Source organism: Isoptericola halotolerans (assembly GCF_013149785.1).
Lineage (GTDB): Bacteria > Actinomycetota > Actinomycetes > Actinomycetales > Cellulomonadaceae > Isoptericola > Isoptericola halotolerans.
In genome coordinates this window covers 647,569-672,199 of sequence record NZ_JABEZU010000002.1, presented here as the reverse complement: position 1 = coordinate 672,199, position 24,631 = coordinate 647,569, and the positions used below count along the sequence as shown (strand labels likewise).

Annotated in this window: 18 protein-coding genes and 1 pseudogene; 8 read left to right on the top strand and 11 right to left on the bottom strand. The window is 73.6% G+C overall.

Annotated features, from left to right (window positions below; translation table 11 throughout):
* Positions 1–12: 12 nt before the first annotated feature.
* The 3 genes from HDG69_RS10755 (at position 13) to HDG69_RS10745 (ending at position 4,553) form a co-directional block, all read left to right on the top strand.
* Positions 13–2,241, top strand: coding sequence for a hypothetical protein (locus HDG69_RS10755; protein WP_171783764.1), 2,229 nt, complete (start codon positions 13–15; stop codon positions 2,239–2,241).
* 84 nt (positions 2,242–2,325) lie between these two features.
* Entirely contained in the window at positions 2,326–3,354 is a 1,029-nt protein-coding gene (locus HDG69_RS10750) for a hypothetical protein (protein ID WP_171783763.1), read from the top strand.
* Positions 3,351–4,553 (top strand): DUF6716 putative glycosyltransferase, encoded by a 1,203-nt coding sequence (locus tag HDG69_RS10745; protein ID WP_171783762.1) that lies wholly within the window; start codon positions 3,351–3,353, stop codon positions 4,551–4,553. The genes HDG69_RS10750 and HDG69_RS10745 overlap by 4 nt, the downstream gene beginning before the upstream one ends.
* Positions 4,554–4,643: 90 nt before the next feature.
* On the opposite strand, the gene HDG69_RS10740 is transcribed toward HDG69_RS10745, so the two are convergent.
* The 5 genes and pseudogenes from HDG69_RS10740 to HDG69_RS19060 form a co-directional block, all read right to left on the bottom strand.
* Positions 4,644–5,726, bottom strand: coding sequence for a glycosyltransferase family 2 protein (locus HDG69_RS10740; protein ID WP_171783761.1), 1,083 nt, complete (start codon positions 5,724–5,726; stop codon positions 4,644–4,646).
* Entirely contained in the window at positions 5,719–7,188 is a 1,470-nt protein-coding gene (locus HDG69_RS10735; RefSeq protein ID WP_216645453.1) for an alpha-2,8-polysialyltransferase family protein, read from the bottom strand. The genes HDG69_RS10740 and HDG69_RS10735 overlap by 8 nt, the downstream gene beginning before the upstream one ends.
* Positions 7,185–8,156: a glycosyltransferase family 2 protein gene (locus HDG69_RS10730; protein ID WP_171783760.1), complete on the bottom strand. Its 972-nt coding sequence runs from the start codon at positions 8,154–8,156 to the stop codon at positions 7,185–7,187. Before HDG69_RS10730 ends, HDG69_RS10735 begins: the two co-directional genes overlap by 4 nt.
* A gap of 58 nt (positions 8,157–8,214) precedes the next feature.
* A complete protein-coding gene (locus HDG69_RS19065) occupies positions 8,215–9,114 on the bottom strand; it encodes an N-acetylneuraminate synthase family protein (protein WP_246256581.1) in 900 nt (299 codons plus the stop codon).
* Positions 9,115–9,225: 111 nt separating this feature from the next.
* Positions 9,226–10,305 (bottom strand): annotated as a pseudogene (locus HDG69_RS19060) (cytidylyltransferase domain-containing protein); the annotation flags it as partial.
* 199 nt (positions 10,306–10,504) lie between these two features.
* Here HDG69_RS19060 and HDG69_RS10720 point away from each other — a divergent pair.
* Complete coding sequence (locus HDG69_RS10720; RefSeq protein ID WP_171783758.1) at positions 10,505–11,383, top strand: hypothetical protein; 879 nt, start codon at positions 10,505–10,507, stop codon at positions 11,381–11,383.
* A complete protein-coding gene (locus tag HDG69_RS10715; RefSeq protein WP_171783757.1) occupies positions 11,380–12,318 on the top strand; it encodes a hypothetical protein in 939 nt (312 codons plus the stop codon). Before HDG69_RS10720 ends, HDG69_RS10715 begins: the two co-directional genes overlap by 4 nt.
* Here HDG69_RS10715 and HDG69_RS10710 read toward each other — a convergent pair.
* Positions 12,270–13,046 carry a sulfotransferase family protein gene (locus HDG69_RS10710; protein WP_171783756.1) on the bottom strand — a complete coding sequence of 259 codons (777 nt, stop codon included), beginning with the start codon at positions 13,044–13,046 and terminating at the stop codon, positions 12,270–12,272. The two genes, HDG69_RS10715 and HDG69_RS10710, sit on opposite strands and share 49 nt — an antisense overlap.
* A 79-nt stretch (positions 13,047–13,125) precedes the next feature.
* Here HDG69_RS10710 and manA point away from each other — a divergent pair, with 79 nt between their 5' ends.
* Complete coding sequence (gene manA, locus HDG69_RS10705; RefSeq protein ID WP_171783755.1) at positions 13,126–14,358, top strand: mannose-6-phosphate isomerase, class I; 1,233 nt, start codon at positions 13,126–13,128, stop codon at positions 14,356–14,358.
* 78 nt (positions 14,359–14,436) lie between these two features.
* Here the strand turns inward: manA and HDG69_RS10700 are convergent, their stop codons facing one another.
* The 5 genes from HDG69_RS10700 to HDG69_RS10680 all read right to left on the bottom strand — a co-directional run bounded on the left by HDG69_RS10700 (position 14,437) and on the right by HDG69_RS10680 (position 21,871).
* The gene (locus HDG69_RS10700; protein WP_171783754.1) at positions 14,437–15,525 is read right to left on the bottom strand and encodes a hypothetical protein; all 1,089 of its coding nucleotides are present in this window, start codon (positions 15,523–15,525) and stop codon (positions 14,437–14,439) included.
* A 152-nt stretch (positions 15,526–15,677) separates the two neighbouring features.
* Positions 15,678–16,814: a UDP-galactopyranose mutase gene (gene glf / locus HDG69_RS10695; protein ID WP_171783753.1), complete on the bottom strand. Its 1,137-nt coding sequence runs from the start codon at positions 16,812–16,814 to the stop codon at positions 15,678–15,680.
* Positions 16,815–16,832: 18 nt separating this feature from the next.
* Positions 16,833–18,692 (bottom strand): glycosyltransferase, encoded by a 1,860-nt coding sequence (locus HDG69_RS10690; RefSeq protein WP_171783752.1) that lies wholly within the window; start codon positions 18,690–18,692, stop codon positions 16,833–16,835.
* A gap of 10 nt (positions 18,693–18,702) precedes the next feature.
* The gene (locus tag HDG69_RS10685; RefSeq protein ID WP_171783751.1) at positions 18,703–20,562 is read right to left on the bottom strand and encodes a glycosyltransferase; all 1,860 of its coding nucleotides are present in this window, start codon (positions 20,560–20,562) and stop codon (positions 18,703–18,705) included.
* Between the two features lie 10 nt (positions 20,563–20,572).
* The gene (locus tag HDG69_RS10680) at positions 20,573–21,871 is read right to left on the bottom strand and encodes a hypothetical protein (protein ID WP_171783750.1); all 1,299 of its coding nucleotides are present in this window, start codon (positions 21,869–21,871) and stop codon (positions 20,573–20,575) included.
* A 134-nt stretch (positions 21,872–22,005) separates the two neighbouring features.
* On the opposite strand from HDG69_RS10680, the gene HDG69_RS10675 reads away from it, so the two are divergent.
* On the top strand, positions 22,006–23,319 hold the full coding sequence (locus HDG69_RS10675; protein WP_171783749.1) for a SpoIID/LytB domain-containing protein: 1,314 nt from the start codon (positions 22,006–22,008) through the stop codon (positions 23,317–23,319).
* 98 nt (positions 23,320–23,417) lie between these two features.
* Positions 23,418–24,623 carry a polysaccharide pyruvyl transferase family protein gene (locus HDG69_RS10670; protein ID WP_171783748.1) on the top strand — a complete coding sequence of 402 codons (1,206 nt, stop codon included), beginning with the start codon at positions 23,418–23,420 and terminating at the stop codon, positions 24,621–24,623.
* Positions 24,624–24,631 lie beyond the last annotated feature (8 nt).

Here is a 24,631-nt window from a genome sequence, read left to right as displayed (position 1 = left end):
CGACCCGATCCGGTGCCGCCGCCGACCCCTCCCCCGGCGAGCCCGCCGCCGGACCGCTCGCGCAACGACTTCGTGCGCACGGTTCGCCGCGCCCTCCGGAACAAGGGCCACGAGGCCGCGCAGGCGCTCCTGGACGCGGAGCTGGCCCGGTCGGGAGAGTCGAGCGACACGCACCTGGCCGCCGGTCTCATCGACCACGACCGGCGCCACTACCGCAGGGCGCTCGCCCACTTCCGCCACGACGAGGAGCGCGCGTCCCACGTGACCCCCGTGCCCTACGTCGACTCCCTGTTCCGTGTCGAACCGACGCAGGGCGTGGCCCGGGCCGAGGAGTGGCTGGCCGACGGGTCCCTGACCGTGCGCGCCCGCACCTGGCACACCGTGCTGAGGCACCTCTTCCCGCTGGGCGTGCCGGAGCTGCGCCACACCGTCCACGACCGGATGGTCCAGACCTACGCGGGTGACGAGGACCGATGGCCCGAGGGCACCGCCGAGATCGCGTGGCTGGAGCGGTGGCGTGGCGCGGGCGAGCACGAGGACGCCCCCGCCCCTGCCGGCCGGGTGGCGTTCGGTGTGCTGGACTACGTGCAGCCCGGCAAGGGGAAGTCCTCGCAGAACATCGGCGACCACGTCCAGACCCTCGCGTCGATGGGCCACCTGGCCCGCCGGACGAACCTGCGCTTCCACAGCGACGACCCGGACCTGGCGGACTTCGTGTCCGAGCTGCAGGGGAACGTCCGGCCCGAGCTGCACCTCGACGGCGACGAGCCGACCGACGTCGAGCTCTACCGCGTGGACCGCGACGGGTCCACCTTCCAGCGCTTTCCCGACGAGACGTGGCTCCTGGAGTTCGGGTGGTTCATGCACGACCTCGCCGGCACCGGCGTGTGGGACTTCCCCCCGCACCGGAACCTGCGTCCGCTGTTCGTCTCGTTCCACTGCAACAAGCGCGGGCTCCTGACCCCGAAGGTGCTGGACTACCTGCGCGAGCACGGCCCGATCGGCTGCCGGGACTGGACCACCGTGGACCTGCTGCTCTCGCTCGACGTGCCCGCGTTCTTCTCCGGCTGCCTCACCACCACGGTCAGCACCGTCTTCCCCCCGACGGACGCCCGCCCCGAACCTGCCACCGTGTACGTCGACGCCGTCCGCGAACCGGTGCCCGACGGTGCGACGAAGGTCCGCCAGAGCTACCGCAAGGTCAAGGACCGCACCTACGTCGAGAACATGCGCGAGGCCTACCGGCTGCTCGACTGGTACCGCACGAGCTTCACCCGCGTGGTCACCAAGCGCCTGCACTGCTACCTGCCGACCACCTCGCTCGGGATGGAGGTCGACTTCCGGCCCGCCCACAACGCCGACGTCCGGTTCAACGGCCTGTTCCGCCTCTCCGCGCAAGAGTTCGAGGCCATCCGCACCGGCATGCTCGAGCGGCTGCGGCCCGCACTCGACGCGATCCTCGCCGGGCGTCCCGCGGACGAGGTCTACGCCGCCTGGCGCGAGACCGTCGCCCCGGAGGTCGCCGAGGCCCGACGCCGGCACGAGGCCGAGCCCGCTCCTCCGCCGCTGTCCGTCCCCGCGGCCGAGCTGGCCGGGCGCCTCTCCGTCTCGCAGCGGGCGACGACCACCGACCAGGAGGCGGACACCACCGAGACCGGGACCGACGTCGTCCTGCTGCCCGACCGCTCCGAGCTCGATGCCGTCGACGACGCGGTCCGCTCGATCGAGGAGGCCGCGTCCGGGCCGGTCCGCGTCTGGGTCGTCGAGCCCGACACCGCGGGCGCCCTGGACGACGTCCTCGGCCCCACGACGAAGGGAGGCGGGCAACGGGCCGGGATGCTCCTGCCGAGCGTGCTGCTGCACCTCGACCGGGTGGTCGTCGTGCCGGTCGGCGAGACCGACGTCGACGCCACCGCCCTCGGTGCCGTCGACCTGGCCGGCCGGCCCGTCGGTGCCCGACCGAGCGCGCACTGGGACACGAGCGGGTTCGGCGTCCTGTACCGGGCGGCCCGCGCGCTGGACGACCGGCCCGAGGTGGCGTTCGAGCTCTACCGCTCCATGCACGCCCGGCAGGTGTTCGACTTCGAGGCGTTCGACACCAGCGTCCTCGTGCTCGACCTCGACGAGCTGCGCCGGCGCCGGTTCTCCGACGTCGTCCTCGCCGACCACCGTGCGTTCGGCCTCGGCCTGCACCAGGTGCTGCACCTGTTCGTCGGCCCGGACGTCACGACGCTCCCGTAGAGGGGAACGGCCCGGCGTCCCGCGTTCACCCCGTGGACACCCGCGGGTCGCCCGCACGACGCCCGGCCGTGCTTCCCTGAGGGCGTGAGCGCCCTGGTCGAGTCCCCGCTGCAGCTGCTGTGCGCCGTCGAGGCCTTCGCCGACGGACACCTGCGCACCCCGCCCGGCGACCGCACCCGGGTGGTGGCCCGCTCGGACGTCCCGACGCTCGCCACCGCCGTCGGCGCCGTCCGCGACCTCGGGCTGCCCGACGGCCTCGACGTCACCGTCGGGCCCACGAGCCGCACCCTGGACGACGCCCCCGTGCACCTGGTCGGCGACCCCTTCTCGGGCGTGTTCCAGACCGCGCTGGCCCGCAGCCGCACCGTAGGGCGGCTCGTGGTCGTCGACGACGGCCTGGCCACCCTCGACGTCGCGCGGCGCCTCGTCGACGCCGCGCCGATGATCCGTCTCACCGCCCCGGCCGGGCCGCTGCGCCACACCCTCGGCATGCTCACCACGCGCCGGTTGCGGCGCCTGGCGCGGGCCGGTCGCCTCACCCTGTGCACCATGCTCCCGCTCGACGACGAGCTCACCGGTGCGCTGACCGCTCTCGGGGTCGACGTCGTCGGCCACGCCTTCGGCTGGCTGGCCTCCCGGCCCGCCGACGACGCCTCGTCCGACGTCGACGAGCCGACCGTCGTGGTCGGTTCCGGTCTCGTCGCCGACCGGCTCGTCCACGCCGACCAGTACGCCGCCTGGTTGACCGGCCTCGCCGCCGACGGCCCCGTGCGCTACATCCCGCACCGCCGCCACGACACGCTGGTGACCGCCCTGTTCGAGCAGCTGCCCGGGGTGCGGGTGGACGACCCCGGCGCCCCGGTCGAGCTGCGGCTGCGGGGTCTCCGTCCCGACCAGCGGGTCGTGTCGCTGCCGTCCACCTCTGCCGTCACCCTCACCCGGCTCCTCACGCCCCGCGGGGTCGCCGTGCTGCCGCAGGACGTGCCGGACGCGTGGTGGACCACCCGGGCCACGCCCGCGCTGCGCGACCACCTCGGCCTCGCCGCGCACCTCGCGCGCGCCGCCGGACCTCGCAGCACCGCCGGCCGGCACGGTTCTCGCTCCGTCGCATGAGTCGCGTGCGCGTCCTCGCGGTCGCCGACGCCGACTCCTACCTCAAGTGGGCGGCATGGAGCCTCGCCCGGCTGCGGGATCACGACGGCGAGCCCGTCGTCGAGCCCGCCGTCGTCGTCCTCCGCTCACCGCTGGCCCCCACGGCCGAGCAGGCACGAGCCGCCGTCGCCGGCACCGGCCTGCACCCACCGTCCGTGCTCACGCCAGGAGCGCTCACCCGGTACGTGCGCACCCACCTGCCCGACGTGGTGCTGGTCGCCGCCACCGGCCCCGTCGCCGAGCTCGTCGCCCACCGGGTGCTGCGCGCCACCCGGCACGGGCACCGGCCGGCCCTGGTCACCGGGCTGCCCGGCATGGCGCTGCCCGCGACCGATCGCGGGACGGGCTGGCGACGCTGGACCGACGCCTTCGTGGTGCACGGGCGGCGAGAGGCCGCCCCCTACCGCGACGCGTTCGCCCGGCACGACGCCGACCCACGGATCGTGCTGTCCCGGCTGCCGTTCCTCGACCCGCCGGCGGGCACCCGTGCAACGGGCACCCCGCCGCAGGGCGTCCCGCACCGGGTGGTGCTCGCCGCCCAGGCGAAGGTGCCCGCGACCCGCGAGGACAGGGTCGCGCTGCTCGACGGTCTGGCCCGGCTCGCCGACGACGGTCTCGAGGTGACCGTCAAGCTGCGGGCACGCGCCGGAGAACGCCAGACGCACAACGAGCCGTACCCGCTCGACACCCTGTGGGCCACGGAGCACCGTCGGCTCGGCAGGTCCGCCGACACGGTGGGCTTCGCCGTCGGGCCCATGGGCGACCACCTCACCCCGGGGACCGCGCTGCTCACCGTCAGCTCCACCGCCGCGCTGGAGTCGCTGGCCCGGGGGCTGCCCACCGTGTTCCTCACCGACTTCGGGGTGGGGCCGGAACAGCTCAACGAGGCCTACACCGGGTCAGGCTGCCTGCGCCGCCTCGACGAGGTCGCCGCCACGCTGCGCGCCGGCGGGCCGACACCGGACCGGGCCTGGTGCGAGGACGGCTACCTGCACACCGGCGACGAGCTCGCCGGAGCGGTCCGCGAGCTCGCCGAGAGCTCCCGGGCCGGGACGCTCGCCCCGCGCGACGCCGTCGTGCCCTGGTCCCGGCCACGGCACCTGTGGTCGGTGGCCCGGTCCGCGCTGCCCGTGGCGCTCTCCGCCCGCCTGACCCGCTGACCTCCCCGAAGTCGGTGCCGAGCAGGAAGCTGGTCCCGCTATCAAGCCGGAATGCGGGACCAGGTTCCTGCTCGGCACCCGGGGTGGAGGTCAGGCGCGATGGTCCGCCGCGGCCCTCGCCGTCAGCCCGCGCACGAACCCGCATCCCCAGCACACGTGCATCACCACCAGGACCACCGGCAGCACCACCGCCGCCTGCCCACGCAGCGCCGGACGCCGCGACGCCGCATGGACGGCCGCGCCCAGGACTCCCACCACGTACCCCACCGGCACGGCCAGCCCCGCCACGAGCACGAACGACGAGCCCACCGCCGCACCGCACACCACCAGCAGCACCGACAGCCCCAGCGCCAGCACCAGCAGCGGCGGCGCCAGGTACCGCAGACCCGCCGTCGACGGGTCGCGCCGCACCACCTCGCGGCGCCACATCCCCGTCCGCCAGAACTGCTTGGCCACCGCCCGCAACGTCCGCCGCGGTCGGTACTCCACCACCAGCGACGGGTCGAACCACAGCAGACCACCTGCTCGTCGCAGCCGCAGGCACAGGTCCCAGTCCTCCGCGCGGAACAGCGTCGGGTCGTAGCCCCCCACGGCCTGCACGGCCGCGCGGCGGAACGCCCCCAGGTAGACGGTCTCCGCCTCCCCCGCACGACCACCCGTGTGGAACTGCACGGCTCCGATGCCCGCCGGGTGGCTCATGGCCCGGGCCGCCGCCTCCTGCACGGTCCCGTGGCCCACCGGCGTCATCATCCCGCCCACGCCCACGGCGCCCGTGGTCCGCAACAGCTCCACACAGCGCCGCACGTAGTCCGGCGGGAGCTCCGTGTGACCGTCGACGCGCACCACCACCGCGTGCTCGGCCGACGCCTGGTCCCGCGCGCCGTGCTCGATGGCCAGGTTCAGACCGATCGACCGGGACCCGGTCGGGTTGTCCACCACGGTCACCCGCTCGTCCTCGGCGAGCCGCTCGGCGATCGCCGCCGTCGCGTCGTGGGACGGCCCCACCGCCAGCACCAGCCGCAGGTCGCCGTCGTGGTCCTGCGCCAGCACCGACCGCACGGCCGCGGCCAGGTAGGCCTCCTCGTCGCGCACGCACGCGACGACCGTCACCCCGCAGTCGACCGGCAGGTCGCCCACCAGCCGCAGCGCGCCGGCGTCCAGCGGCTCAGCCATCCAGCTGCCCCTTCGCCGCACCGACCGCCGCCTGCAGGTCGTCCCCCGCACCGGCGTACCGCCGTCGCACGAGGCGCCGCAGCCGACCCCCGAGCAGGCGACGGTCCAGGGCGTCGACCGAGGCGATCACCCGCGCCGAGCGCCAGCGCGGCACCGGCATCCCACCGGGCAGCGCGAGCGCGGTCAGCCGCTTGCGGCGGAACCACTGCCGCAGCGTCGCGTCGTCGAGCTCCCGCAGCAGATCCGCGGACTCGTCACGGAAGCGCGCCAGCAGCCGCGGCTGCTGGCAGTACGACACCGCCCGGACCAGGCGCTGCATCGCGGCCGGGTCCTGCCACCGCCCGTCCTGCCGTCCGAGGGCGTCCACGACGACGGCGGGCACCCGGTTCGAGTTGGGGTACGGCTCCAGCCGCTCCAGCAGCATCCCGGTCCCCACGTTGAGCGTCGGCACGCCGTACAACGCCCGGGCCGTGGCCAGCGCCGTCGAGAAGCACGACACCACCAGGCCAGGGGCCGACTCGCCGTACAACGACTCGGCCAGCACCGCGGCCGGAGCGACCTCGAGGTCCACCCCCACGGTGCGGGCGTGCTCGACCAGCTCCGCGGTGCCCTGCCGGGGCGCCGACGGGTGCGGCTTGAGCAGCACCCGCGTGAACCCCCGCTCAGCAGCCGCGTCCACCATGCCGCGGTGCAACTCGGCCTCCTCGGCCTCGGTCAGCAACCCGATCGCCGCCATGTACTGACCCAGCAGCAGGGCGTACGTGCCCTCCTCCGGCAGCCGGTCGGCCAGCGTGCGCGGGACGACGGCGGCGTGGCCGTTCGTGGGCCCCTCCCGCTCCGCGCGCGCCACGTCGGTGGCGACGGCCTGCTCGGTCAGCGCACCCACGACCTTGCGGAACGCCTCGGCCGGGACCACCGCTCCGGGAACGTCCCACTCCGCGAGCAGCGTGGGGCGCACCCCGGGCAGCAGGTCCAGGTGGAGCAGCCGCTCGACCCGTCCGCCGACCTCGTGGCGCAGGTCGAAGCGGGTCGGGCCGTAGACCATCAGGCCGTCCGCATACACGCTCACGGCGGCCGACGCGAAGATCGCGACCAGGGCACCGGTCGGCGGTGTGGCCACCGACTCCCCCACGATCTCCAGCGGACCGTCGCCCAGGTCCCACCGCTGCCGCAGCAGCCGCTCCCACAGGGGCACGTCCGCAGGTCGCGGCTTCCACTCCTTGGGGTGGTGCGGGGTGACGACGTCGTTCCAGGCGACGACGGCGTCGAACCGGTCGCCGAGCGCCGCGAAGGCCGGGCTCGCCGTGAAGTCGTCGGAGCACTCGGGTGCCGGCACGTTGTGCTGCACCACGAGCACCGTGCGGTCGCGCCGGGGCAGAGCCCCCGCGTCCCAGGCCGCCGCGACCGTGGCCGCGCCGAACAGGGTCGACGCCGTGACGATCTGGGTGGTCACCGCGCTCACAGGGACACCCCCTGCTTGCGGACCGCGCGGACCCGCTCCGGACCGAGCGCCGCGACCTGCTGGGCGACCACCTGCTTGTCGAAGCGCCCGACCACCTCGCGGGCACGCGCCGTCATCGTCCGCCAGACGTCGTCCGGGTAGACCGTGCGGCGCGCCACGTGATGGTGGAGCACGGCGAGCACGTCACGCAGCACCTTGGGCTCGTACTGCGGCAGGTCGTCGCGGCGCAGCCGGTCCAGGACCGCGTCATAGGCCTCGAGGAAGCCGAGCTGGCGGGCGTCACCGACGTCGGTCAGCGACCCGGACACCGCCCGCCGGTACACGTACCCCGGCGCGTCCACGACGGCGTAGCGGCGGGTCCCGAGCAGCAGGCGCCACGCCCACTCGCGGTCCTCCGCCGTCGGCAGGTCCTCGTCGAAGACCACCAGACCGTCGTCGACCACCCGCCGCGACAGGAACCGCGACGAGACCTGCACGTAGTTGACCATCGTGGAACGAGAGGTCGGCATGATGCCGCTGCGCGGGTCGAGCGGCACGTGCCGGCGCGGCTCGGGCGCCCGGACCCGGCGACGGTCGTTGCCGTACGCCTGCACCTGGTCGCACACCAGGAAGTCCACCTCGTACCGTGCGGCGGCGTCCACCATCGCGGCCAGATGACCGGGGAAGAACCAGTCGTCCGGGTCCAGGAACGTCACCCAGCGACCGCGCGACTCACGGACACCACGGTTGCGGGCCGCGGAGACCCCCAACGGCGTGCGGTGGTGCACCCACCGCAGGACGGGCAGCCGGGACGAGGCCTCCTCCAGCACGGCGAGGGTGTCGTCGGTGGAGCCGTCGTCGACCACCACCACCTCGAGGTCGCACAGGTCCAGGCCCTGCCGCTGCAGGCTGCCCAGGGCGTCGGGCAGGTGCCCGCCGGCGTCCCGGGCGGGGACGACGACGGACACCTGAGGTCGGGAGGCGGTCATGCGGACGGTCCTTCGGGCTGCTCGGAGCTGCTCGGGCGGGCTCGGTGGTGCTCGGCGATCAGGCGTCGACGCGGCGCAGGCGCGACATCGGCGCGAGCTCGCCCGGCATGACCTTCTTCTCGCCGTCGCCCAGGGCGTCCTGGAGGATGCGGATGTCACGCACGAGGTTGGTCAGGCCCTTGGGCTCCAGCGACGCGGCGTGGTCCGAGCCCCACATGGCGCGGTCGAGGGTGATGTGCCGCTCGACGGCGACCGCACCGAGGGCGACGGCGGCCACGGAGATCTGCAGACCGGTCTCGTGGCCGGAGTAGCCGACCGGCACGCCGTACCGCTCCTGGAGCGTGTTGATCGTGCGCAGGTTGGCCTCCTCGGGAGGCAGCGGGTACGTCGAGGTGGAGTGCAGGATCACCAGGTCGTCGCTGCCGAGGATCTCCACGGCCTGGTCGATCTGCTCCAGGGTGGACATCCCGGTCGACAGGATGAGCGGCTTGCCGGTGTCGGCGAGCGCCCGCAGCAGCTCGTGGTCGGTCACCGAGGCCGAGGCGATCTTGTGGGTGGGCACCCCGAACTCCTCGAGGAACCCGACCGAGGGCACGTCCCACGGCGAGGCGAACCACTGGATGCCCTGCGCCTTGGCGTACTGGTCGATCTCCGAGTACTGCTCGTGCTCGAACTCGACCTTGTACTTGTACTCCAGGTACGTCATCTCGCCCCACGGCGTCTGACGGATCTTGTCCCGCTGGTCCTTCGGGGTGGAGATCTCCGGGGTGCGCTTCTGGAACTTCACGGCCTGGCAGCCCGCGGCCACCGCGACGTCGATGAGCTGCTTGGCGATCTCGACGTCACCGTTGTGGTTGATGCCGATCTCCCCGATCACGTACACGGGCTCGCCGACGCCCACGGCGTGCTCGCCGATCTGGACGGGCTGGGCCACGGGGGCGGTGGAGGTGGCGGTCATGACGGGGTCCTTCCGATGGGTGGTGATGCGGTCGCAGATCTCGCGGACGGCGCCGTGGCCGCCTCGCGCTTCGGTGACGACCCGCGCGGCGGCGAGCACGTCGGGGTGGGCGTCGGCGACGGCCACGGGCCAGCCGACGACGCGCAGGGCGGGGAGGTCGTTGACGTCGTTGCCGACGTAGGCGACCCGGTCGGGGTCGAGCCGGTTCGCGGCGCACCAGTCGCGCAGCGCCGTCTCCTTGTCGTCGATGCCCTGCAGGACGTCGACGCCGAGCTTGCGAGCCCGGGCCGTCACGACCGGGTTGGTCTCCTTGGACAGGATGAGCAGCGGGATGCCGGCCGCGCGCAGGTGGCCGACGCCCAGGCCGTCGCCGCGGTGGACCCGCACCTGCTCGACGCCGTCCTGGGAGACGTACACGCCGTCGTCGGTGTGCACGCCGTCGAAGTCCGTGACGAGGGCGTCCACGTCCATCCGCTCCACCGGGCCGGGCTCGGCGTCGGACGGTTGGTCGGCGGGCTGGTCGAGGAGGGTCCGCGCGAGCCACAGGTCGCGGGGGTCGTCGATCTCCACGGCCCACTGCGGCGCGACGGCCTGCAGGCCGACCGACCCGAAGAACCGGGTCCCGTGCTCGCGCAGGCCCGCCGTACGCATCACGTAGAACGCGCCGGTCTCTCGGAAGTGCGGGGCGCGGTCCTGCCGCCGCGGGCGGTGGTCGGCGGTGTGCCCGACCGGCACCGGTCCGTCGTCGTCCATCCGCCACTGGAAGTCGTGCGTCGGCGCGACGGCGACGACGACGTCGTGCCGCCCGGCCAGCACCTGGCGCACCGCGGTGTCCAGGTCGGAGGGGTCGACGAACGGGCTCGTCGCCTGCAGCAGCACGGTGACCGCCGGTTCTTCGGCACCCTCGGCCACGAGCGCGTCGAGGACGTGCAGCACGGCGGACTCCGAGCTGGCGGTCGCTCCCGCCAGGTCCGCGGGACGCTCGACCACCCGGGCGCCGTGCAGCGCCCCCTCGCGGGCGATCTCGGCGTGGTCGGTGGAGACGACGACGTCGGTCACTGCCGGCGCGGCGGCCGCCGAACGCACCGCGCGGGCCACCAGGGAGCTGCCCCCGACCCGCTGCAGGTTCTTCAGCGGCACGCCGGCCGACCCGCCACGAGCGGGGACGACGACGAGCACGGATTCGTTCATGGCGGCGACACTATGAGCCCGAGACGGCGAATTCGGCCATATCTTGGAAACTGTCGACGAACACTCCGTGACCCGTCGGTGAACAGTTCGCCCATTCCGTCGCGCATTGTGCTCCGAGGCCATGAAGATGTCACTTCCGACCCATCGAGGGGACTAACGTTCCCTCCGTCCGGAACATGGCGAGAAGGAGTTCGAGAAGATGCCCGAGGCGAGATCGCCGGTGGCCGTCCACCTGAGCACCCACCGGCCCACCGTGCGTGCCGTGCGGACGTGGTGCGGCGTCCACCGCGCGTCGCTCACGGAACGCCAGGTCGCGGCTCGGACGTCCTGGTCGGACCTGCGCGACGCGGTCCCCGGGCTCGACTGGCGCTCCGACAAGAGCCGGGCCCGGCTGCGCGCGCACCTCGTCGCGGACGGCCCGGTGCTCTTCTCCGGCTCGGCCCCGCTCGGCCCCGCCTACCTGCCGCGCGGGGGCACCCTGTACCCGCACGCAGGTGCCGGCGTCGACGGCCTCGCGGCGGCGCTCCGCGACGTCCCCTGGACCGTGGACGTCACCCTGACGGCCCACGCCGACGCCGTCGCCACCGCGTGGGTGGCCTCCGTGCGGCACGGGCACGACGTCGGCCTGGACGCCTTCTGGGCCGGCGTGCAGGAGCCGAGCTGGGTCCCGCTCGTCGAGGCGCTCGTCGCCGCCGTGGGCCCCGACCGGGTCCGCGTCCACGACGCGACCGGCGTCCGGACCGCCACCGACCCCGCCGCGGCGAGCGCCGTCGTCGCACGCTCCGTGCTCACCAGCGCTCTCGGGCATCTCACCGACGACGTCGGGGCGCTGCCCCTCGACGACGTCGAGCACGTCGACGCCCAGCACTGGAGCGCACGCCAGCTCGAGGTGGCACGCACCGCGCTGCCCCACCTGCGCTCCCACGACGAGCGCCGGGAGCTGCGCGCCTTCGTCGACCATCACGTCGACGACGGCGGCGCCCCCGCCCAGCCCCTCAGCCCTGTCCAGGAGGCCGAGCTCGCCGCCCGCGACCACGCCGACCTGGCCCGACTGCGCGACATCGTGGAGGTCCGATGAAGCTCGCCCAGCGGCTGCGCGACACCCTCGCCGCGCGCCGCCCCCTGCCCACCGGGCACCAGGTCGTGCTGCACCTCGGCTCGCAGAAGACCGGCACGACCGCCGTGCAGTCCTGGTGCCGCGAGCACACCGCCGAGCTCGCCGCCGCCGGGGTCACCACACGGACCACGCAGCCCGACATCCGGGCCGCCCTCGACGGGTGGTACGACGTCGCGAGGCCCGGCGCCGACCAGCGGCTGCGCGAGTTCCTCGACGACGCGTGGCGGACCAGCCGGTCACCCGGGCTGTTCTACTCCTGCGAGTCCAACACCGGACCGGCCTTCGCGCCCGACAGCGCCGAGCTGTACCCCCGGATCGCCGAGAACCTCGCCGGGATCGACCGCGCCACCGACGGCGTGCCCCGCCACGTGCAGTTCACCGTGCGCGGCTACGCCGCGTTCCTGGAGTCCGCCTACCAGCAGCAGCTCAAGCACGGCAAGGTCGTCCGGTTCGAGGAGCTGGCCGGTCGCGTCGGGTCGACGCTGTCCTGGCGCGGCGTCGTCGAGGAGCTCGTGCGCACCTTCGGCGCCGAGCACGTCACCGTCTACGACTACGACCGCGACCGCAGCGGCAGCCGCCCGCTGGTGGGGCAGATCCTCGCCGACGCCCTCGACCGGCTCGGCGCGCGCGGCGTGGAGGTCGGCGAGGAGGTCTCCCGCCGCACCAACACGCGGTACACCCAGCGCATGGCCGACCTGTCCCTCGACGTGCTCCCGCTGCTGCGCGGGTCCGACGAGCGCGTGGCCTTCCACCGGTTCGTCACCGGGGCGCTCGGTCGCCACCCCGCCCCCGGTGACGTCCCGGCGTCGTTCCTGGACGACGGCGCCGTCTCCGCCCTGGACGAGCGCTACGCCGAGGACCTCGCGTGGGTCGCCTCGGTGGTGGAGCTGCGATGACCGTCGTCGTAGCCGAAGACCTCCGTGAGCAGGCGCTCGCGGGCCGCCACGCGGCGTCGGGCGTCGTGCGGGACGGTGAAGGCGCCGTCGTCGTCGAGCCGGCGGCTCGTGTTCAGCCGCCGCTGCGCCCGCAGCGTCTCGAGCGCGACGGCGCGCGACGGGCGCCACTCCAGGTCCGTGCGTCGCACCAGCGCCTCGAGGTCCTCGGTGAGCGACTCGTTGCGCAGCACCACGTCGACGACGGTGTTGCTGCGGTACCGGGCCACGAAGTCGTCCGCCGAGGTGGCCTGACGCATCCAACGGCGCGGTCGCGGGCTCGACAGGCGCGCCACCCGGTAGGACAGCAGCCCCGTGTGCGGCGCGACGCCCGACTTGTCGTAGCTGCGCGGGTTGAGGGCCGAGGCGTACGCCGGGTCGAGCACGACGTCCAACCACCCGTCGAACCCCTCGGCCGTGCCGTCGTAGAGGTGACCGAGGCCGGCCTCCCGGATCGTGCCGGACAGACCGCCCTTGCCCTGGCAGCCGTAGGAGTAGAGCGACAGGTAGGTGTCCAGCGGGTCACGCACCGAGATGACGTGCAGGCGACCCGCCGGGGGCCGGTCCTCCAGCTCGACGTGCTTGCGGAACGCGACCTCGTCGTCGTCCAGGAAGTCACGCAGAAAGCGCGAGACGTACGTCGAGCCGGACTTCTCGACGTCGAGATAGGCCAGGGAATGAAAAGCGTGCACGGGGGCTCCGGTCTTTCGAGGCGCGTAGATCGAGCGCCGAGTGAATCACAACCGCCTCACGAAAGTCGATGAATTGCTGATGAACACCTCACCAACAGCACCGGTCTTTCTCGCCTCCGCGCACCGGCTCGAGAACACCGTCCAGCCTTACGACTGGGGGTCGCACGACCACATCCAGGACCTGCTCGGCCTGCCGCGCGACGGGCGGCCCGCCGCCGAGCTGTGGCTCGGTGCCCACCCCTCGGCACCGTCGCGCCTGAGCGCCGGCTCGACGCTCGCCGACCTGATCGCCACCGCGCCGGTCGAGGTGCTGGGGCGCCGCGTGGCGGACCGGTTCGGGCCGCGGCTGCCGTACCTCCTCAAGGTCCTGGCGGCACGGCGGGCGCTGTCGCTGCAGGTGCACCCCCGCCCCCACCAGGCCCGGGCCGGCTACCACCGGGAGAACCGCGCAGGGACGGCGCCGGGCGCACCGCACCGGTCGTTCCACGACACCGAGCACAAGCCCGAGATGCTCGTCGCCCTCACCCCGTTCGAGGGACTGGCGGGGTTCCGCAGCCCGCGCGCCGTCCTGGAGCTGCTCGACGGTCTCGACGGTGAGCTCGTCGGCCGGATCCGCGGTGCGCTGGACGGCACCCGGTCCTCCGCCGGGCTGCGCGCCGCCATGGAGCTGCTCGTCGCGGCACGCGGCACCGCCGGGTGTGCGCAGGACGTCGCGACGACCGTCGCGTCGGTCCGGGCGCGCGCGGCGGCCGGTTCGCCGTCGGACCGCGCCGACGCGACCGTGCTGCAGCTCGCCGACGAGCATCCCGGCGACCCGGGTGCCGTGACCTCCTTGCTGCTCAACAGGGTCTCCCTCGAGCCGGGCGAGGCGATGTTCGTCCCGGCGGGCGAGGTGCACGCCTACCTGTCCGGGCTCGGCGTCGAGGTCATGGCCGCCTCGGACAACGTGCTCCGGGCCGGCCTGACGACCAAGCACGTCGACGCGGACGCGCTGGTCGAGTGCTCGGCGTTCTCCCCCCGTCCGCCGGTCCGCCCCGACACCGTCGTGGCGGGCACCGAGAGCCTGGTGACGAGCTACCGGGCGCCGGTGAGCGAGTTCGCGCTCATGACCGCCGACGTCCACCCCGCCGAACCGGTGGCGCTCGCCCCCGACGGCCCGCGCGTGGTGCTCGTGCTGGACGGTGCGGTGCGGCTGCTCACGGAGTCGGGCGAGACCGAGCTGCGCCGTGGCGAGTCCTGCCTGGTGCCCGATGCCGCCGGGCCGGTGACCGCGGACGGCGCCGCCCACCTCGTGTGCGCCTGGGTCCCCTGACCCCTCGGTGTCGAACAGGAACCTGGGCCCGCTTTGCTCCGCCAAAGCGGGCCCAGGTTCCTGTTCGACACCGAGCTTTCACCGGCGGAGGAAGGTGCGGACGCGGCGGCCGACCACCCCGTCGCGCACGTGACGCACGTCGAACCTGAGCACGTCGACGCCCGGGACCGCCGCGAAGGCGTTGTCCCGGTCGCGGTCCCGCCGCCCGCCATCAGTACTCGACTCGTGCCAGTCACGACCGTCCATCTCGACGACGAGGGTCCGGCCCGACGTCTGCCGCCACGCCATGTCGCCGAGGCCCAGCAGGGACCCGTCCCGGCCACTGACCGGCAGCTGCAAGACGTCGGGCGGCACCCCCGCCTCGATGCACTGCCAGCGCCCGAAGGACTCCAGCGGCGACTGCGCCCGCGCGTCGGCCACCTCCCACAGGACGTGCCTCGACGCCACACCGCGACGACCCCGCGCCTGGTCGTGCGCCACCTCGAGGCCTCGCGCGTCGACGAGCCCGAGCTGCAGAGCCGAGTCCAGCAGTGCCAGTCCTCGCGCAGGCGGTTGCTCGGGCACCGCCTGCGCCAGGGCCCAGCCCATCGTGGCGACACGTGCCTCCGCCGTCCGGGGATCGCCGAACCCGACCACGGTCATCCCGTCGTCGAACTGTCGCAGCCGGACGCCGGGACGGTGCGGACGACGTCCCGCGCGGTCCAGCGCCACCTCAGGGATCGCCGGCCAGGCGAGCCCTTCGACGCCGTGCAGCGCCAGGGCGCTGGTCCCGACGGCGATCGCGCCGGGGCCGTGCGCGAGCAGGCCGATCCAGGCGGCGCGTCGGCGGAGGTGGTCGAAGAGCCGGTCCGTGTCCGACCGAGGCCGGTGCGCGGCCGCGCGGGCTGCCCGCGACCGCGCCCGGGCGGCAGCACTGTCGCGCACCACCAGCGGCAGCGCCGGTCGCACGGGGACGTCCTCGGCCGTCCGACGGAACGGGTCCGTGGGGATCGTGTCGACGACCCCGCGGGTCACGGCACGCCACCGTCCCGCCTGCACCAGGCGAGAGCGTCGGGACGAACCGACGCCGTGCAGGTCGCACTGGTGGGCGCTGAGCAGCCCTTCCTGGGCCTCGGCGGTCCAGGTCAGGGCATCCGGGAGCTGGGCGAAGGTCCGCATGGAGGCCATGACAGCGACCCTGCGCCGGCGCGCGCTGCGCCGTCGGGCCCAGCTGTGGGCACCGCACCCCTGGGGACGGCGTCCGATCGGTGCCGAACAGGAACCTGGGCCCGCTTTGGCGTGCCAAAGCGGGCCCAGGTTCCTGTTCGGCACCGGCGGGGTCAGGTGAGGTGGTTGTCCACCATGGAGAGCGCCGAGCCGATCGCCATGTGCATGTCGAGGTACTGGTACGTCCCCAGCCGGCCGCCGAAGTGCACCTGCGCCTCCCCGCCCATGAGCTCGCGGTAACGCAGCAGACGCGCCCGGTCGATGGCAGTGTTCACCGGGTAGTACGGCTCGTCCTCGCGCGCCGCGAACCGCGAGAACTCGCGCATGATCACGGTCTTGTCGCTCGGGTAGTCCCGCTCCGGGTGGAAGTGCCGGAACTCGTGGATGCGGGTGTACGGCACCTCGGCGTCGGCGTAGTTCATCACGGTCGTGCCCTGGAAGTCGCCGACGTCGAGCACCTCGGTCTCGAAGTCCAGCGTCCGCCAGGACAGCTCGCCCTCGGCGTAGTCGAAGTACCGGTCCACGGGTCCGGTGTAGACCACCGGCACCTGGCCCACCACGGCGGCCTGGTGGACGGGCTGCGAGGTGTCGAAGAAGTCGACACCCAGGCGCACCTCGATGTTCGGGTGGTCGGCCATGCGCTCCAGCCACGCCGTGTACCCGTCCACGGGCAACCCCTCGAACCGGTCGCTGAAGTACCGGTTGTCGTAGGTGTACCGCACCGGCAGCCGCGAGATGACCGACGCCGGCAGCTCACGCGGGTCGGTCTGCCACTGCTTCGCCGTGTAGTTGCGGATGAATGCCTCGTACAGCGGCCGCCCGATGAGGCGCACGCCCTGCTCGTCGAGGTTCTCCGGCTCCTTGCCCCCCAGCTCGGCGGCCTGCTCGCGGACCAGCGCGCGCGCCGCCTCGGGCCCGTGCGCCGAGCGGAAGAACTGGTTGATGGTCCCCAGGTTGATCGGCATGGGGAACACCTCGCCGCGGTGCGTGGTGTACACCCGGTGCTGGTAGGCCGTGAAGTCGGTGAACCGGTTGGCGTACTCCCAGACCCTCTCGTTCGAGGTGTGGAACAGGTGCGCCCCGTAGCGGTGCACCTCGATGCCGGTGGTGGGCTCGTCCTCGGAGTACGCGTTGCCCCCGAGGTGGTCACGGCGGTCGATCATCAGCACGCGGCGCCCGGCGGCGGCCATGCGCTCGGCCACGGTGAGACCGAAGAACCCGGTCCCGACGACGACGAGGTCGACGTTCATGCACAGCTCCTGGAAGGACTAGAGGTCGTCGGGGACGTAACCGCCCCGCTGGCGGGTGTAGCGGCGGTACCCGGCCTGGCGCAGCCGCTGCGGCACGAGCCGGTACCCGGCACGCACGACCACGTTGCGCACCATCTGCGGCGTGGACACGAAGCCCTCCTCGTGCAGGGTGCGCTGCAGCGCCAGCTCGGAGGCGAGCAGTCGTCGTCCGCCCCGCCGCGCGTAGGCGCCGGCGCCCACGCGGTACAGCACGAGCGGGTCGGTGATGTTCTGCGCGTGCGCCCCGGCGGCGAGCATCCGGGCGAACAGCAGGTAGTCCTCCATGAGGTCGAGGTGCTGGTAGCCCCCGACGGCGGCGACGGCGGACTTCCGGTAGACCACCGACGGGTGGTTGAACGGGTCCCGGAACCGCGCGGCCTCGGCGATGCCCTCGCCGGTGGGCGGCACCCGCACCATCCCGTGGTCGTCCTCGTCGTCCTCGAACTCCCAGATGGCCGAGCCGACGATGTCGTACCCCTTGGCCACCAGCGGCACCTGCTCCGCGAACCGCTCGGGCAGCGAGATGTCGTCGGCGTCGGCGCGGGCCACGATCTCGTGGCGGCACACGGCCAGCCCTTCCTCCAGCGCCCGGGCGAGGCCCAGGTTGTGCGGGAGCGCCACGACCGTGACGGGCACGTCGGTGATCTCCTCGAGCCGGGAGAGCACCGCCGCGATGTCGTCGCCGACGGGCCCGTCGCGCACGACGACGATCTCGTCGGGTCGCAGCGTCTGGTCCACGGTCGCGGAACGGAAGCCACGCTCCAGGTGCCCGGCGTCGTCGCCGCGGTACACGGGTAGCAGCACGGAGAAGCGCTGGTCGTCCAGAGGTTCGCCCGCACCGAAGGTGCCGGCCGAGGCCGCGCTGCGGTTGACGTGCACCGGCGCGGGCAGGGAGGCGCCCGCCTCGAGACGTGCGACCGTCAGCGCCGCCGGCCCGACGCCGGACAGCACCTCCGTGTCCGGGCGCGGCCCACGGGTGATGCCGTGCCAGAAACCCCGCCACCCGGCGCCGAGGAGGGTCCGCCGGTCGCTCGACCGCACCACGGTGCGCAACCAGCGTCGCACCGTGGACCCGCCGTACAGCACCCGCTCGCGGAACGACAGGGCACCGGACCGGGAGAACATCCAGATCTTGTTGCGCACCTCGTAGTAGAAGCGCGGACCCGGGTCGGCGTCGGTGGCGCCGAGCTTCTTGGTGCGGTGCTCGACGACGCTGCCGGGCACGGCCAGCCCGACGCGATGGCGCAGCAGGCGGGTCGCGTACTCGAAGTCGTCGTTCCAGATGAAGTAGTCGGTGACGGGCAGGCCCGCACGCCGCACGGCGGCGGCGTCGATCATCATCGACACGAACGACATCGACCGCACGGGGATCGCGCCGACGGCTCGCGCCCGCTCCACGTCGGCGGCGGACGCACCGGGCCGCCGTCGCGGCGTGTTCATGGGGTGGTCGGAGCCGTCGGTCCACACGACCCGGCTGCACAGCGCGGCGACCTCGCCGTCGTAGGCCTCGCGGGCCTCCAGGAGAGCCGACAGCGCCGTGGGGGTCGGGATGGTGTCGTCGTCCATGACCCACACGAGGTCGGCGCCGAGCTCCGCGACGGCGGTCGCGATACCGACGGCGAACCCGCCCGCTCCCCCGGTGTTGCGCGCCAGGGCGACGACGTGCGGGGCCGTGGCGTGGCCGCGCGCGACGGCGAGCGCGTCGTCGGTCGAGGCGTTGTCCACGACGACGACACGGTCCACGGGGCGGTTCTGGTCACCGAGGGCGTCGAGCGCGGCACCGAGCAGCTCGGCTCGGTTGTACGACACGACGACGGCGACAACGACGGGGGCGGGCATCCGGAACATCCTAGTCGGCGTGAGCAGGTGCGAAGTCCGCCCGCCAGGCCTCCGGGGAGACCAGGCCCGGTGCGGCCTCACGCCAGGTGCGGGCGAGGGACCGCCAGCGCAGCGCCAGCCGCACGTGGCCGACGACGGCGGCACCCGCCAGGCGCCAGAACGTCCGGCTGTCCCGGCGCAGCCACACGCCCGAGCCGCCGTCGGAGTCCAGCACCAGCACGGAGTCGTGGGCGGGGACCCGCCACCAGGTCGCCTCCGTCCGTGGCAGGACCGCGGTCGGCGCCCGGCGCGCGTCGGCAGGGAGCGGCCGCAGGGTGCGGGCCAGGCCGCGCAGGACGAACCCGGCCAGCCCGAGCGGCCCCGAGGGCCGTGCCGTGGGGCCACCACCGGGTGTCGTCCCGTCCTGTTCCGTCGCCCCTGCCGGCGCGACCGCGTCGAAGGCGGGGTCGCCCGCGCGGTGCCGCACCGTCTCGGGGTGCCCGACCCCGACGGCCCGCACCTGCCCGACGACGGACGCGAGCTCGGGGTGCAGGCGACCCGGCCCGGCGAGCACCTCGCGCAGCGCGCGCACGTGCAGGTCGACGGGGTAGTAGCGCAGGGCCAGCAACAGCTTGAGGTCGGTCGCGAGGAGCGCCAGGGGCAGCAGCCCGGCACCGTCGGCGTGCAGCAGCGCGGTGATCACCCGGTTGCGCACGTGCAGGTAGGCCTGCCACTCGACGGAGTCGTCCTTCTCGGTCCAGGCCATGTGCCACAGGCAGGCGCCGGGCAGGGAGACCGTCGGAAAGCCGGCCTCGCCGGCGCGCAGGCAGAACTCGGCGTCGTCCCACTTGAGGAAGAGCGGCAGGCTGAGGCCGACCTCGCGCAGCACGGCGGTGGGGATGAGGCACATCCACCAGCCGTTGAAGTCGGAGTCGGCGCGCTCGTGCAGCCACGGCGTGGCGCGCAGGCCACCGGCGAGGTCGTGCCACTGGCGGTCCATGACGGGCGGCCCCCAGTTGAACGCGCGCCGGTGGATCACCTCGCTGAACGAGTTGAGCACCGTGGGCCGGGCGAGGTCGAGCATGTGGCCGCCCACGACCACGGGCGCGGTGGCGGCACGGTGGAACCGGACGGCCCGCAGCAGCGCCTCGGGCTCGACCTCGACGTCGTCGTCGCAGATCAGCACCGCGTCGGCGCCGCCGTCGAGGGTCTCCAGCATGCCTCGCGAGAAACCGCCCGACCCCCCGAGGTTGGGCTGGTCGACCATCCGGAGCCGCTGCCCGAGCGCCGCGGCGACCTCCGCGAACCCGGGGTGGCCGGCCACCTTGCGGGTGCCCTGGTCGACGACCTGGATCCGGACACCGGCCTCGGCCAGCTCCGGTGCGCCCGCGAGGGTCGCCAGCGTGGCGACGCAGTACTCGGGCTTGTCCATGGTGGTGACGGACACCACGACCTCGCCGTCCCGGCGCACGGAGGCGTCCACCGACCACTCGCCGCCGGTGACCACGACACCGGGCGGGTCCGCGGACGCCGAGGGGGCGGCGCCGGCCGTCACCTCGCACCACAGCCAGCCGCCGACGGCGCTCAGGTCCGACTCCAGCGGCTCGCCGACCGGGCCGGACGCGACCTCGCTCACCCGCCCCGCGGCGTCCGAGCGCAGCAGCCGCACGGTCCCGTCCCCGGAGGCATGGAGCTGCAACCGGACCCGGGTCGCGCCGGCCCAGCAGGCCCAGTACGCGCCCGGGAAGCCGTTGAGGTAGGCGCCCATCCCCTGCGTCGTGCCGGGGGGAACCCGCAGCGCACCGTCGTCGAGCACCCCCGGACCTTCCTCGAGGCAGAGCAACCGCCGCTCGGGCCGGTCGGAGAAGATCAGGCGGTGGGCGAGATGCACGACGGCGAGCCTACTGGCTCTCCTCCTCGCGTCGGAGCGCGTCGGCCTCGTACTGCTCCACGGCGCCCAGGTTCTCGGCGTCGTCCACCCGGCTGGGACGGCCCGCGCCCGCCAGGCGACGGCGCACGCGCTGCGCGAGCGCGACGGCCAGCTCCCGGCCCGAGGCCTTGCCCACCCGGGGACCGTAGGTGCGGCCCGACTCCGCCCAGATGCGCAGCCGTTCGCGGTAGTACTCGGCCCGCTCCCGCTCGGCCTGCGCCTGCCGGACGGCCCCGAGGACGGCCTGGGCCGCCGCGTCGACCGGCACGCTGGTGGGCTCGGTGAGCGGCTCGTCGGTGTGCGGGACGGGCTGGTTCAGCAGCGCGAGGTCGCCGACGACGCGCACGCCCGACGTGTCGATCTCCTCGACGAACCGGGCGGCGCGCCGGGCGGCCTTCTCCGCGGCCCAGGTGGGCAGCACCAGCCTGGTGTCGTGCTCGCCCGGGGAGCGCTGCGCGAGCATCGTGCCGGCAGCCCCCGTCCGCACCCACCGGCGGTAGTCGGGCCAGGAGATCTCGTCGCGCAGCTCGACGTTGATCGCCCGCAACAGCTCGGCCTCCTCGGCGCTCATCCCCCGGTTCGAGGCGAAGCCGTCCTGCTCCGCCGTCGACAGGAAGCCGCGGTCGAGCCCCAGCATGTCCTCGAACGCCTCGAACAACAGGTTCGGGGTGGACTTGTCCACCACGACGACGGTGACGTTCTCGGGACCGAACACCTGCGCCCAGCGCCGGACCACGGCCCCCTGGTCGAGCCGCTCCTGCTCCAGTCGGGTGCGCTCCAGGTTCGGCTTCGCGGACAGGTGGCCGCGCAACCAGCTCTCGAACGTCCGGTGCCGGCCGCCCTTCATGATCTGCTGCCAGGCGGAAGGCAGCATCGCCGCGTAGTTGCGCAGCGTCACCACGACGTGGGTGCGGTCGCCGAGTCCGTCGCGGTAGGCCTCGACGTCTGTCTCCTCGGCCTCCGAGACGAGCTCGTGACCGACCCAGACGCGCCGCGAGGTCTCGGCGTCGATCTCGGCTCGCAGGGTCTCCCAGGCGGCCGGGTTCGGCGCGGAGTCCCACCCCCACCCGCGTCCCATGACCGCCGTCAGCGCGGTGCGGTGGTTGAGCCCGGTGCCCGGGTAGCGCACACCGCGTTCCAGCAGCTCGTCACGCAGCACCGACGCCGCGTGCTGCAGGCTCGTGGTGCCCGTCTTCATCAGGCCGATGTGCAGCAGCCGGGAGCGCTCCGGCAGCAGCAGGTCGTGAGGGCTCGGACGGTTCGTCGTCATGGTGCTCCTGGTCGGCATGGCGGGAGATCGCAGGCCACGATAGTCGACCGCGCGGGACGGCATCCGTGGCGACCGAACGCTTCGAGATGCCCACGACGGATGCCTGAGGCACAGTGGCTGAGGGGGTAGTCCACATGAAGCAACATCTTTGGTACCGACGCACCGTCGCCGTCGTCACCGCGCTCTTCGTCGCAGCAGCCGGAGGGGTGGCGGTCGGCGCGCCCGCATCGGCCGCGAGCTATCCCGACCGGTTCACGATCTCCGGGTCGGGCTACGGGCACGGGGTCGGCATGAGCCAGTACGGCGCCTACGAGCTCGCCCGGCAGGGCAAGAGCGGCGTGGGCATCCTCAAGCACTACTACACGGGGTCGAAGGCGCCGTACACGTCGACGCCGAAGCGCGTCCGTGTGCAGGTCCACGGTCCCGACCCGTACAGCTTCTCGGGCTACGGCGACTCGGGGCGCAACACCTGGGTGACGATCCGGGGCGGGGACTGGCGCGTGATGAAGCCCGGCACGGGAGAGGTCGCCAGGGGCTCGGGCGACGTGCGGATGAAGGTGCGCATCGGCACCAAGGGCGCGGTACGCGTCAAGGTGAACGGCAAGGTCTACAAGGGCGACATGATGCGGATCCAGTGGTCCGGGACCACGTACTGGCGTCCGAACGGCAAGAAGGCCGTGGCCACGATCGACGGCGCGCACGGCTCCTACCGGCACGGGCGGCTGACCGTGGTCAACCGGAAGTCGACGCCGAACATCACCAACGACGTGCTGCTCAACACCGAGTACCTGTACGGCATCGCGGAGATGCCGTCCTCGTGGGGCCTCAACGGCGGCGCGAACGCCCTGCGGGCTCAGGCCATGACCGCCCGCTCCTACGCGATCTCCAAGCACACCGGCAAGCCCGCCTGCCGCTGCCACCTCGTCGACGACGTGCGCGACCAGTACTTCAGCGGCTGGAAGAAGGAGAACGAGGGCAGCGGCGGCCGGTACGGCGCGGTGTGGAAGAAGGCGGTCGACGCCACCACCCGCAGCGCGAGCTCGGCCCGGGTGCTCCAGGTGGGCGGCCGCTCGGTCGCCGCCCACTACTTCTCCTCGAGCGGCGGACGCACCGCCAACTCCGAGGACGTGTGGTCCTCGGTGCTGTCGTACGAGCGCAGCGTCGACGACCCGTACAGCCTGCGGGCACCCGGCAACTCCATGGCGTCCTGGACCAGGACCATGACGCAGCAGCAGGCCAGGAACCTCTTCGGGCTCAACAACGTCGCCTCCATCACGGTGACCCGTACCTGGTCCAGCGGCCAGGTGCGCACCCTCACCGCCACCCAGCCGAACGGCCGCACGGCGACCATCACCGGCAAGGCCGACCAGATGCGCGCCTGGGTGGGCCGGGCGACGACGCACGGCAGCATGCCGGCGGCGTGGATCACCGGGATCCGAGGCTCCTGACGTTCACCTGACGTTCATCGCTGCCGCGACGGACGGAGCTCCTCGCCGGACTAACGTGGCCGGACAGTCACGAGACGGTCCGACGAGGAGGCAACCAGGTGAGGCGTCGCACGTGCGTGCTGCGGATGCACGAGGCACAGACCCGGCTGAACTGGGGAGGGCGGTCGACGAGCCTGGCGCTCGCGGAGATCCTCGAGCAGCACGCCGGGCGCAGCATCGTCTCCACGATCGGCGCGCCGCACATCCTGGGCCAGCTCTGCGACATCGACGTCCGCACGGACGGCCGCAGCGTGTTCGAGCTGGTCGACGACCTGGCGGTCGAGATCGCTGCCCCCCGACCGGCGACGACGAAGCTCGCGGAGATCCATGACGCCCTCACCGCGGCCGACGAGCTGGTCGTGAACGGCGAGGGAGACTTCATCCTCACCGAGCGCCTGACCCTCGTGCGGACGATGGCGATGATGCGGGCGGCGAAGCTGCTCGGCAAGCCCGTGTTCCTGGTGAACAGCATCCTGTCCTACGCCGGGGGCCGGTCGGACGCCCACGCGCTCGCCCGCGAGGAGGTGGGGCGCACGCTCGCCCGGTGCGACGCGGTCTGCTACCGCGACCCCGCCAGCCTGGCGCTGCACGGCGAGCTCTACCCCGAGATCTCGGCCTCGTGGTTGCCGGATGCGCTCTTCGCCTGGGCACCCCACGCCGACCGGCTCGCGGACCGCGTCGGGTTCTCCCCCGTCGCAGAAGGCCTGCCCCTGGCGGTTCACCGGATGCTCGCGGACGGCGACCCGTACGTCGTCCTGTCCGGGACGTCCCTCGCCGGCGTCGACACGGACGACTTCCGCGCGACCGTCGCCCCGCTCGGTGAACGCCTGCGTGCTGACGGGACCCACCTGGTGTTCGCCGGCTCGGACACCCCGGACCGCAAGCTCGCCGAGTCGCTGACCGGCCTGGACGTGCACCAGGTCGACCCTCGGGTGCCGCTCGCGGCGGCGTCCCTGCTGCTCTGGCACGCCGCCGCGATGATCTCGGGCCGGTACCACCCCAGCATCCTGGCCTCGCTCGGTGGCACGCCGTTCCTGCTCATGGCGTCCAACTCCCACAAGACCCGGTCGCTGCTCGACGTCGTCGACAGCGGGTGGCGGGCCGACGAGCAGCCGTTCTTCACCGGTGGCCGGGCCCAGGCCGAGGCGCTGACCCTCGCCGTCGGCGACGTCGCGGGCCGCCGGGCACCACGCCAGCAGGTGCGCCACAGCGCGCGCACCAACGGCGCCACGGTGGCCCGAGGACTCGCGGAGCTGCTCGCCTGAACGCGCCG